Genomic DNA, 11,802 nt, shown 5'->3' on the forward strand with positions numbered 1-11,802 from the left:
TCCGAGAAGAGCCTGCTTACCGATTTCTCCGGTACGTCTTGGGGGACACGCCTAAGATTTTGGCAAACTGGCGAGTAAAATAGTTGCTGTCGTTGAATCCGCTTTTATATGAAATTTCCGAAATGGGAAGGATTGTCAATTTCGGTGGTCTGCATGCGTGTTCCAAACGGAGCTGCTGGAGTTAGTTGAAAGGCGTCGTTTCGTAATAGGATTGGAAAATTCGATTCAAGTGCCTGACCGAAATATTGGATTTTGCTGCGATTTCTACACGCGATAGCGGCTGCAGATAGTTATCCTCCATAAAGGAAATGGCTTTGGCTAAATGCAACAGATTGTTTTGGATCCTTTGCCGTTCTGACTCTCATATTGTCTCGACAATTGAACGACAAGCTCTAAAAAACGCGAACGCAGAATGGTCTGATACACCTGCAGCTTGTTCGTATATTCCTCGATCATGAAGGCGACCAAGGAAATTACGCAATCCAGGCTTGATATCGGCAGGCTCATTTTGCTTAAGGAATGGTTAATATTACGGTGATACGATTCCAAAACGAAAAGCGCCTGATATCCGTTAGCTTTTCTGAGCTCTGGACCTGCCGATTCCAGCAGCTCAGGCTTATACATGATATTGCAAATACGAAATCCATGAGGATCTTTATATCCATGCGAGGTTGTTCCGTTAATAACGAATACGTCCCCCTTCTTGATAAAAGTTTCTTCGGAATTGACGACATGTGTAGCGTCGCCATGTAAAACAATAACTAGCTCGGAGAAATCCTCATGATAATGTACATACATGTCTTCGATCCGATCTATGTGGATCAGCCTGGTATCGATCCCGATTTGTTCTTTGACGAAGAAGGAGAGGTCTATTACTCGACCTCACATGACGCCATGGGACAAGGGGCATATAAAAGCCGAATCGATATAAAAACAGGGAAGAGGCTTTCAGACATTACATTGGTGTGGAAGGGGATAAGCGGCCAATATCCAGAAGGTCCGCACCTTTATCGGATCGGCTATTGGTATTATCTCATGATCTCCGAAGGCGGAACGGAGTACGGCCACATGGTTACCGTAGCGCGGAGCAAGAGGCCAGACGGTCCGTTCGAGAGTTGCCCGTATAATCCAATATTGTCGCATCGAAGCTTGTTGAAATCGATTCATGCGACGGGGCACGCCGATTTGGTCCGGGCGCCGGACGGCACTTGGTGGGCTGTGTTTCTTGGGATTCGACCTTTCGGATATCCCCCAATCATCACCTTGGCCGGGAAACGTTCCTACCATATCCACCATCTTAGAAAATATTGCGACTGTCCTAAAGGTCTCTCTGGCTTACTTGAAAAGAAGGAACGCATGCAGGTAGTGCGGAAGGATGAACGCAAGGTCACCACATGCTACAGCGATGCACTTCGAGCAACACATTTAAGCTCCACGAAGAATATTAAAATGCGGATTGTGGAAACTTCCTCCTGGCTCCTCAACCGGCCCAATTCCTTTTGCGCATGAAGGCGAGGAAGTGCATTTGGTCATCAAAGAGGCGATCTACGCTGAACAGGGAGAAGACTCGGTCGAGCTGAGGGAAAGTGATTCCTTTAGTTGGAATGCCTGCACGCTGCATTTGGCCAAGAAAATAGGTGATGATACAGCCATTCGTTCAATCTCCGTTCTAAGTATCGGGTACGTTAGTTCAATAAGTGGCAGGTATTTCAATGTGCTACCTTCTCAAGATTAGTGATAAGTGATCGGTGTGGTGATATCAAATGAAAAAATGCAAACAATGTCATCGCTCTGTTCAACCCGGTAGTAAACATTGCGAAAAACATAAGGCGCGGAGAGGACTGCATCGGGTGAAATTCGTTGAGGGAGTCAAGAATCGCGTTCGAACTGAACATGGTCATCTCGTCTGCGAGAATCTAACAGACTTCCCTCTATACGGACTGGTTGAATATAATGAGAATTGGCTCAATCGTGGTACTATTATTAAAATAACTTCCTAAAGTGGTGATATCATGAAATTTGTTTTGATATTTGGTCCGCAGGCAGTAGGTAAAATGACAGTGGGGCATGAACTGGAAATGATATCTGATTTAAAATTGTTCCACAACCATATGACGATAGAATTGCTAGCTCCTTATTTTGGCTTCAGTCGTGAAATGTGGGGATTAACGAATAAATTCCGTCAGGACATATTTGAAGCGGCCGCCGCCAGTGATATGTATGGAATGATATTCACATATGTATGGGGATTCGATTTGCAGTGCGATTGGGATTACGTCGATAAAATTTGTAAAATATTTGAGGATCAAGGTGCGGATGTCTATTTTGTTGAGCTTGAAGCCGATCTTGAGGAGAGAATAGAGCGTAACAAGACTCCCAATAGGCTTGAACATAAACCAACAAAGAGAGATATCACACGCTCTGAACAGGATCTAAAACAGACAATGGAGCAACATCGATTGAACTCGTTAGAGGGAGAAATAAAAAAAGAAAACTATTTGAGAATAAGCAATACGAAAATCAACGCTCGTGAAGTTGCTGAAACCATAAAAAATAGATTCGCTTTATAACGATTCTTGTTGAACTAACGGGAAACGATAGTTGAATAACAAACATTAATGAGCAGGCGCTGCGGCGGCCTGCTCATTGTATTAAGCAAACGGGCAGTTTAGTTTGGATAGGACCATCAGAGGGAACCGATCATATAAAGAATGCGAGCGAGGTGAGCTAATGAATACACATAAAATTAAACGAATACTGAATATATCCGCTCTGACACTATTGCTTTTTTATTTGACTGGAATAATCCTAATGTTCATTACTTTTAAAATTATGCGATTCGATGATGATTTTGAGTTCGCCTTCTCAATTAACTTTTTATTATGGGGCGGAGTTTCCTTACTGATCAGTGTCTTCGTCTTAATGATTTTGAAAACTGTTTTTACGAGGGAGTGAGCGAGCCTGCACGATGATTTGTTGAGCTAATGGGGGAAGGATAGCTCAATGGCAGCCAACCTAATGGCTGCCGTTTCTCAACTAACTGGCAGGAGAGTTCAGCCAATAGTTTGAGGAATTTTTAAATCCTACTAGCCCGAATCGAACTCCTGATGAAGACTATTTCTTACAAATTTATTATAACCCCGCCACAGTGAAGAATAATGCAATAAAATCTTATTTTGTCTGGGTTGATAAAGAAAAACAAGAGGTTAAAATTGCACCTGATCAGAAAGAGTCCACTATCTTTATAAGCAAAGTACTGAATCAGTAAAAGAGATTATAAAGTTGGGTTTGTTCAACGGATACGATATCACAACAAAGAACAGGCTGCCAATCATGCTCTCCTTTATCTAGACAGGTTTAATAAATAAACCGCTACTTGAAGGGGAGCTTTTTTTGTAAAAAAAGAATGAATACAACGCTTCAGAGAAACTCGCCATTGTGCAGGAGCTAGAGTCAGGAGAAGTCAGTCGAGCAGGCGTTGCTCTAAAGAATAATATCAGTGCAACTACCCTGGTGAAATGGCATTCGTACACATAATTAACAGCTAGTCCGTGGAGTTTAAGCTTCAGGACAGAAATTGCAGCGTGCAAAATGGTTATGACTAGGCATGCGTACAGTCAAGTGGCTATTCACCTACGTAGTATAAGTTACACTTTCATGTAAAATCATGAATATCTTCCGATAGGAGTGATGTTATGGCTCATATGCGAAATAAAGGACCGATGAGACAACCGCCGCAGTCCCCTCCTCCCGCATTCATCCCGCCGAAACCCGCTGTTTCTTATATCGTCGACTGCGTTTACCAGTACACCTATGTTTGGCTTAGGTCTGGCGAGAACTTCTGGTTTTATCCGACATATGTCGATATGGACGGTGTTGCAGGGTATAGATGGAGCGGATCATACTGGTACTTCTATGGTATCGATCCGCGAGTCATCGATGCCGTATCGTGTCCTCCGATTCCTACCCCTTTCTGAGCACTAAAAAAACAGAGTGCCGGTGGTTCTGTTCACTCACCGCGCTCTGCTAGTGATACTTAGGACAACCTCGAATATAAAATATAATCCAGCGCTTTCGGCTTGCCCGATGCTTCCTGCTAAACGCGATTGTGCGGGAGAGGGGAGGGGACAATCGGGAGGCACTCAATTTGCTGCGCCGGCGGGGTGGGCAGAGTTTCCAAGTATTGAGCCACTAAATAACAAGGTGGAGAAACCTTCGGAAGTAGCAGTATCATTTCTGGAAACAATCTCGTACCTCGTTGAGCTAACGGGCAGTTTAGTGCGAACTTGTTCAGGAAGGAAAACACAGACCCGATCTGGAATTTATTTAAATATTATCTTAGGAGGACTTGGCCTATCCCCTTATAACCAATGTATACAAAACTAGGTGGGTGTTCATATGAAAGATGTGTTCAATGCGCTACCAGTCTTAGAGACCAATCGACTTAAACTAAGAAAGATAACATTAGAAGATGCAGAGGATATGTATTATTACTGTTCTAATGAGGAAGTACCGAAGTACGCTTCTTGGAATCCTCACAAAACAATCACAGAAACAAAAGAGGTGATTGAGCGAGTACTTATCCAGTGGAATAATAAGAGCTTGGTTCATTGGGGTATTGAATATAAAGAAAATAGTAGGTTGATTGGTACAATAGAGTTCGCCACTTGGGATAGACAGCATAAAATTGCCGAAATTGGATATGCCTTATCACCGGATTATTGGGGAAAGGGTGTCGCAACGGAAGCCGCAAGAAAAGTTATTAAATTCGGTTTTACCAATATGGACTTGGTACGTATTCAAGCAAAATGCTATTTAGAAAATATCGGTTCTGCACGAGTCATGGAAAAGGCGGAAATGTCATTTGAAGGAATTATTAGGAAGGGGCTCTTCATAAAAGGGAAACATCAGGATTTAAAAATGTACTCTATACTAAAGGATGAGTTTCAATCATGGGATTAGTATGGCAGTTGAACCATATGAATCAGGTATGCATTATGATTGGGTATGCAGAAGAGAAGGAGATTCTTGGCCCGATTAATCTGAATCAAGTTCTATTTCGATCGTTAAACTCCCATGGAAGAACGCAATTACTTCAATAACCTGTGGTGTCGCGTGAGCGTCATGGATGGCTAACGGGGAACGATAGTTCAATAAAACACATGGATGATCAGGAACCGCAGTGGCCTGCTCATTTTATTAAGCTACCGGACAGTTATACATGACTACGTTTGTTTGACCGGTTAGAAATGCACTGCAGGGACACGGTAATAAAGCAGGTTTTGGCATATGTGGAACAGCATTACTCCGAGAACTTGAAGCTAGAAACGTTTGGTAGCCTGTTTCATTTCAAAAGTGCTTATCTAGGGAAATTATTTAAGTGCTACACGGGTGATACGTTCCGGACGTTCTGGATAAAGTGCGAATCCGCAAAGCTAAAATGTTGCTTGAGAATGGTCTTAAGGTTCATCAAGCCGCCACTCGGGTAGGAATCTCCAACGTCAACTATTTCCACATGAAATTTAAAAAATACTTTTGGGAAGCCCCCTCTTACTATAAGGCAAGACCATCCAAAGAAGGACATAAATATGAAAACGCTTTAGATGATGCCGCCTAGCAGATATGTTTCTTCAACAGATATTCGTATATCGGTACAAGCCCTCGCCTTTAATAGGTAGAGGGCTTGGGTTCTTCCTGCCGCGTTTAACTGGGAATGGCAGTGGATTTTTTGATTCCGATGGGAACCACGAGTAGGTCTTAACTGACCGGTTTCGCCGAGCTGCTGTTTAATTCATGACCTCTAAGGTTATCTTGTAAACATAGATACCTTTAACAATTTTATATTCATCGTGAATGTTTTTGGACCAACCGTTGTCTCCGCCAAGACCAGCGTGCTTGTGGTCGATATTCAGATAAACGGCATCAGAAGGGCTAAGCTCGTCAGCATAGGCGGCATTGTCATATTCCTCTATGCTATGATGATGAATATCGAAATGGAAGTTGCCCGCTGCGGTAATTTTTACTTTGCGTTCGTCGTCGGTGGATAAATTTAAATAACGGACATCCTCCTTGCCGCCGCATTCGACTGGCACGATGTAAGGCGCGTGTTGCTGTTCTACTGAACTTTCATAGATCCCGACGAACGCCGACGTCTTACGGTCTGCATAGTTCTCCCAAGGTCCGCGTCCATACCACTTGATATTCTTCCATGCATCAGAGAATGTAAAGCTTAGACCGATTCTCGGAATGGAATCGACCATGGCATTGTTCACGACTGTATTCGTGATTTCGATGCCTTTCCCTCCTACGGCATAGTTTGTTCGTGTTTCAATGCATCCATGATATAGGCAATGAACTTGAATGATGATGGAAGCAGGCACTGCATATACCCGTATTTTCTTGATCTCCTTCTGATTGGCACTCAGCCCGAGGGCTCTCCATTCATCTGCATAGTTTGGCGACTCAAGATGCACACCGGAGTCTATCCCCGTTGGCGGACGATAGAAGTTGTTTGCTCCGCCCGTAAAATAATACTGATCATTGTATTTCACAGAGATGAATTCTGCAGTTTCTTTCGAGAAGACAATATCTGTAGTTTCATTATAGATATGAATTTGATTCGGTGTTTCTTCATACTCCAAGGAATCATTTTCAATGTCTCCAGAGTGCAAATAATAGACAGAATCTTTAATTTCTATCTGACATGCATAAATACAGGTTCCCTTTTTCGCATAAAAGGTGTCCTCGTCCTGATATGCATAGAAATTAAGGTGCGCTTCCCCATAGACCTTGGATGGATTGTAAGGCATATGAATACTATCGCTGGATCCGGCCGGTGTGGTTAATTTGTGTAATTTGCCGCCTTCAACAACACATCCATCGCAAAGCAACTCCCAGCAGATATCCAGGTGGCTTAAATCTCGATGCGTATAATGATTATAAATTTGATAACCTTTCCTTCCAGGATCGTAAGGCATTTCAAAGTATTCGATTTGGACGGGCGATTGCACATATTTGATTTCATTTGCAGCCGGCTTCGGCGTTAAATCCGGGAATACAATGCCATTCAGGCACATATCGGGCGCAGAATCTATGATATCTTCATCGAAGGCGCCGCCATAGACAAATTTTTTGTTCCCTTTTTTATCATACTTGACGAGTGCTTTATCCTGGAAATCCCAAATAAATCCGCCCTGAAACCGCGGGAACTTATAAATCAAGTCCCAAAATTCCTTGAAATTACCGTTGCTGTTGCTTTTTGCATACGCGTATTCACACAAAATAAACGGCCGCAAGTCCTCGCTGTTGGCCATGACATCCAGGATCCAACCCTTTTGGGGATACATGGGCGCAATAATATCGGAAATATTCGCCGGAGGATTCAGAGACTCATACTGAACATACCTTGTCTTGTCATATTCCTTGATCCAGCCATACATTGCGGCATGATTCACTCCGAATCCGGATTCATTTCCCAGAGACCAGAGAATGATCGAAGGATGATTCTTGTCTCGCAGCACCATCCGCGTTGCCCGTTCCATATAGGCATGTGTCCATTCGGGAGATGAGCTTAACTGGCCGCCGATGCCGTGCGTTTCAAGATTGGCCTCATCCACCAAATAAATGCCCAGTTCATCACATAGGTCGTACCATTCGACTGCGTGGGGATAATGACTTGTTCTTACCGCATTGATATTTAGCGATTTCATGATCTTGATTTGCTCGCGCATATACTCCGTAGATACCACGCGCCCTGTTTCAGGGCAGAAAGCATGAAGATTGACTCCGCGAATGATAAGTCGTTTGCCGTTGATTCTCAAAATCCCTTTTTGATCGATGCTGACTTCACGGAAGCCGACATTCGCGCTCTCGATATCGACGACATTCCCAGCTGGATCGATCATTTCCAATACCAATTTATAAAGATAAGGCTTTTCGTCGCTCCACAATTGGGGGTTTGTGATGGTTTTTTTAACCTTCGCCACATAATTGTCTTGTAAATAGGATACGCAATCCGCAAACTTCGGCGTTTCAAACTGAGTGACCAGTTTTTGACCGCTATCATATAGAGAAAGGCGTACATAAGCTTCCCCGTAACAACTCGCTTGTTTATTAGGATAAACCGTCACAGCTAATTCGGCATTCTCATAATTCCCGGCGAATTGCGTTTCGATTTTATAATCATGGATGCGCATACGAGGTTTCGCATAAATCAGAACGTCCCTGTAGATACCCGATAGATGCCAGTAGTCCTGATCCTCCAGATAAGTTCCGGCGCCAAATCGCATCACCTGAACAGCCAAACTGTTCTGTCCACTTTGGATGTAATCCGAAATTTCGAAAGAAGCGTTAAGCTTGCTATCCTGGGAATAGCCCACGAACTTGCCGTTTAACCACAGATAAAAACAGGATTCCACTCCGGCAAAATCAATGTAGACATCGCGGCTGTCAAAATGTTCGGGGATGTCGAAGGAGATTACATAACACCCGGTTAAATTATCATCCGGCACAAATGGCGGATTCAAGACATATTCATCATTTTTTAACTGGATTTCGTGATAGGAGCCCGCCCCCTCCCGACGAAAGGGATACAAAATATTTGTATACACAGGTTTTCCATATCCGGAGAGTTCCCAGTTTGAAGGGACCAAGGTGTCATCCCACCGGGATACATCATAATCAGGATGAAAGAATTCATCGGTTACGGCTTCAGGTCTCGAAAACAATTTGAACTTCCATGTACCGTTTAGACAGTGTACAAATTTTGACTTTCTGCGATCGCCGCTTAACGCCTGTTCCACGGATTCGTAAACGCCGTACGGCTCATGCATGGGGTAACGGTTTACTTGAGTGACGTGCGGATTCTCCCAGTCTCTGTTCAGCTTCATACGTATGAGTAACACTCCCATCCATTGTTCTAATTGGTTGTGATTAAAATAACGACACCGTTATAATATAAGGATAATTCTTTATGTGAAATGGTTAGACTGGTATTTCATTTATCCATTTTGGTAGGAGTGGCGACGATATGAATTATGAAGATATTAAGGAAAATGATGTCATATACCGGTGTATTGGCGACAATTTCGACCAAGGCATTTTGTCATGCGGCTTTATGAGAAAAAGAACGGCGGAGCGTTCTCAATATGACTTTAAGATAGGCTATTACAGCTGTTTTTTGATCCTGCAGGGCAATGGACGTTTTATATCTAAGGACGGTACCGTTACTCTTATGCAAGCAGGCGATCTGGTTCAACGTTTGCCCGACCGCTTACACTCCACAGAAATTGAGCCAAATGGGGGATGGCTAGAGTTTTACATCAGCGTTGGGTATCCTGTCTATCATTACTTGAGGGAGCTTGGAATAATAATTTCCGATAAAGAGGTGCAAGCGGCCCAGCTTACAACCGATTTTATTTATGATTTTGTTGCCTTGCTAAACACCCTCAAAGGCGCGACGGATGAAAAGCTGCCCTATCTGCTGATGAGGGCACAGGAGCTCATTATCCGATTGCACGGAAGCATTAATAATACTCAGAGCGAGCAAAATGAAAGTAAGATAACGAAGGCCTGCCAGCTAATCGGCGGTTCCAGTAATATTCATTATGACATTAAACAAGCGGCAGCAGTCGTAAATATGGGCTACGAGAATTTCAGAAAGTTATTTAAAGAAACAACCGGGTTGTCCCCTAAGCGGTATCATATTGAACAGATCATGAAGCAGGCAAAAATGATGCTGCTCTCTGGTCTCCCCATCAAACACGTAGCCGTTAGCCTTGGTTACGGAGATATTTATTCCTTTACCAAACAATTTACGAAATCGGAAGGAATTTCTCCGGGACGTTATATCCGTGATTAGTCGGGTCCGCCATTGGTTGTCACAAATGAGAAAATTGCCAACGAACTAGAACAAAGGGGAGAATGATTATAGTAGATCCATTCTTGCGAAATTGGGATTATATACCTGATGGTGAACCTAGAGTATTAGAAAACAGGGTATATATTTTATGGATCGCATGACTTGGCAGGTTCACAGAGGTGGTAGGCGGTTTTATGAGGATATTCATCGCGATGTATGGCGTTTCCGAAACGGGAAAGTGTACGCCGGCGCCAAAATTGTACCCCAATATAGACCACTCCTTAAAAGGCTGTGGTTTTATTCGATACATAAGATAAGCTATGTCTGAATCTTGAAAGATAAGAGTGGCTGCCTAATGTTTAAAAAACGATTGTTTGATATTAGGGATTATACCGTCAAGAGAGCAAATAACCGATTGGGCTGCCGTCAGCCACACTTGTGCTTTGCCGAAGAGGTAGTCCTCAAAGAGAACGGTAAACGAAAACTCTCTTCCTTCATCGCTGAAGGAAGCTAAATCGACTTAAATATGAACGTTAGTGTTGTTTTCTGATTAGAGAATAACGTATTTTCATTTGGTCAATGCAGGCCTCGGGTAATTGTTGAATCTCCACCGAACGGTAAATGCCCCCGTAAGAAACCAATCTGCTATATCCGTAGGAAGCGTTAGCCAATCAACTGTGCTGTCTGCTCTTATGACCAATTCGTGACGGCCCTTGGGTACAGATGGAATTGTCAAAGAGAAGGGAGTGAACCCACTGAAATGGTATCCAAGATGAACGCCGTTTAAGTATACGTCTCCGTGATGCAAACCCCCGTGGCAAATGATGCGCAGATGAGTTGCTTCGAGATAGGTACGAATATAGGTACGATAACAGGCGGCTCCCTGATAATTGTATACTCCCATTTCATTAATCCAGCAGGTGGAACAAAGAGCTGCCGTTCCTTAAGGATTAAATGCTCCTGAAAAAGAACGATGCGTGATTGACAGCTCCTTATTGGTCATTTTATAATCAGTTACCATGTCCGTTTGTCGTGAGAATCTCTTCCGATGATAACGGTATGCACTATAAAACGGAGATGGTTGCGAGGTTGGACTTGCCGTATGTCCAATTATTTTCACCGGAGCAAGAAAAGCAAATTAATGAAAGAATACGATATATTGCCCGCAACTGGACACAAAGCCAATCGGATCATAAAGTTGAAATGCAATACGAAGTGTCATCCCTTATCACAAGGATGTCAGGCTTCGCTCAAATCACGGACAGTTTCCAAGAAGCCTATAGGGGTGTTCGAAAATGGATCGATACAAATTATAGCGAGGATTTGAAAATTGTCGAGCTTGCCAATCGATTCGGTATTTCTACATCGCATCTTCGCGGTTGGTTTCTAAGGGAACTGGGAATCCCGCCCAAGGAGTACTTGAACCAAGTTCGTAATGAACATGCGAAGAAGTATTTGACGTTCACTGTCGAGCCTATGAAATCCATCGCTGATGCCTGCGGATTTTCCGATGAGCAGCATTTTGGAAAAATGTTTCGCAAATGGAATCGGATTCCCCCGGCAAGGTATAGGAATAACTCTAAAAATTCACTGTTAGAATAATACGCTGAACCGCATTACAAATAGTGGTGGGGTTTGCTTTTTTTTGTGGCTAAGGAGGAAGCTTGATGAATCAATCGAGAACTTATGTGCCGTTTTCCTATAAGATCATGATTCCTTATTTGCTGCTCATCATGCTTACCGAAATTTTCATCGGATCCTATACCTATACGAGACTTTCGAATTCAAGCTCTGTATTAACGGAAATGAATATGAAGATGACGTTTCAGCAAATCACGAACAATATCTTGTATCAGTTACAAGACGTACAGCAAATATCGGATTCACTGTTCCAGTCAACTTAAATTCAAAAATATTTGGATTCAGAAGAAGACCCCTTTGAT

At 43.1% G+C, this 11,802-nt stretch carries 10 protein-coding genes and 2 pseudogenes; 10 read left to right on the forward strand and 2 right to left on the reverse strand.

Translation table 11 applies throughout. From position 1 onward, the window contains the following. Positions 1-16: 16 nt before the first annotated feature. Positions 17-804: pseudogene (locus tag HI950_RS02155) on the reverse strand (helix-turn-helix domain-containing protein); the annotation flags it as partial. Between HI950_RS02155 and HI950_RS02160 the strand changes: the two are divergent. The 7 genes and pseudogenes from HI950_RS02160 to HI950_RS35530 form a co-directional block, all read left to right on the forward strand. After that, a pseudogene (locus HI950_RS02160) lies at positions 805-1,283 on the forward strand (family 43 glycosylhydrolase); the annotation flags it as partial. Between the two features lie 729 nt (positions 1,284-2,012). After that, entirely contained in the window at positions 2,013-2,570 is a 558-nt protein-coding gene (locus HI950_RS02165; protein WP_169081796.1) for an AAA family ATPase, read from the forward strand. Between the two features lie 865 nt (positions 2,571-3,435). Then, the gene (locus tag HI950_RS02170) at positions 3,436-3,537 is read left to right on the forward strand and encodes a hypothetical protein (protein ID WP_317618297.1); all 102 of its coding nucleotides are present in this window, start codon (positions 3,436-3,438) and stop codon (positions 3,535-3,537) included. Positions 3,538-3,695: 158 nt separating this feature from the next. Beyond that, positions 3,696-3,977 carry a transporter gene (locus HI950_RS02175; protein ID WP_223285066.1) on the forward strand — a complete coding sequence of 94 codons (282 nt, stop codon included), beginning with the start codon at positions 3,696-3,698 and terminating at the stop codon, positions 3,975-3,977. Between the two features lie 421 nt (positions 3,978-4,398). Further along, positions 4,399-4,962, forward strand: coding sequence for a GNAT family N-acetyltransferase (locus HI950_RS02180; protein WP_169081795.1), 564 nt, complete (start codon positions 4,399-4,401; stop codon positions 4,960-4,962). A gap of 28 nt (positions 4,963-4,990) precedes the next feature. Then, the gene (locus HI950_RS36605) at positions 4,991-5,041 is read left to right on the forward strand and encodes a DUF6547 family protein (protein WP_317618298.1); all 51 of its coding nucleotides are present in this window, start codon (positions 4,991-4,993) and stop codon (positions 5,039-5,041) included. Positions 5,042-5,440: 399 nt separating this feature from the next. Then, entirely contained in the window at positions 5,441-5,617 is a 177-nt protein-coding gene (locus HI950_RS35530; RefSeq protein ID WP_262985660.1) for a helix-turn-helix transcriptional regulator, read from the forward strand. Between the two features lie 169 nt (positions 5,618-5,786). On the opposite strand, the gene HI950_RS02195 is transcribed toward HI950_RS35530, so the two are convergent. After that, on the reverse strand, positions 5,787-8,888 hold the full coding sequence (locus HI950_RS02195) for a glycoside hydrolase family 2 TIM barrel-domain containing protein (protein ID WP_169081793.1): 3,102 nt from the start codon (positions 8,886-8,888) through the stop codon (positions 5,787-5,789). A 140-nt stretch (positions 8,889-9,028) separates the two neighbouring features. Here HI950_RS02195 and HI950_RS02200 point away from each other — a divergent pair, with 140 nt between their 5' ends. The 3 genes from HI950_RS02200 to HI950_RS02210 all read left to right on the forward strand — a co-directional run bounded on the left by HI950_RS02200 (position 9,029) and on the right by HI950_RS02210 (position 11,763). Then, positions 9,029-9,859 (forward strand): helix-turn-helix domain-containing protein, encoded by an 831-nt coding sequence (locus tag HI950_RS02200; protein WP_169081792.1) that lies wholly within the window; start codon positions 9,029-9,031, stop codon positions 9,857-9,859. Between the two features lie 1,059 nt (positions 9,860-10,918). Next, a complete protein-coding gene (locus HI950_RS02205; protein WP_169081791.1) occupies positions 10,919-11,461 on the forward strand; it encodes a helix-turn-helix transcriptional regulator in 543 nt (180 codons plus the stop codon). Positions 11,462-11,526: 65 nt separating this feature from the next. Beyond that, on the forward strand, positions 11,527-11,763 hold the full coding sequence (locus HI950_RS02210) for a hypothetical protein (RefSeq protein WP_169081790.1): 237 nt from the start codon (positions 11,527-11,529) through the stop codon (positions 11,761-11,763). The last annotated feature ends 39 nt before the right edge of the window (positions 11,764-11,802 follow it).

This window comes from Paenibacillus sp. PL91, assembly GCF_012935325.2.
Lineage (GTDB): Bacteria > Bacillota > Bacilli > Paenibacillales > Paenibacillaceae > Pristimantibacillus.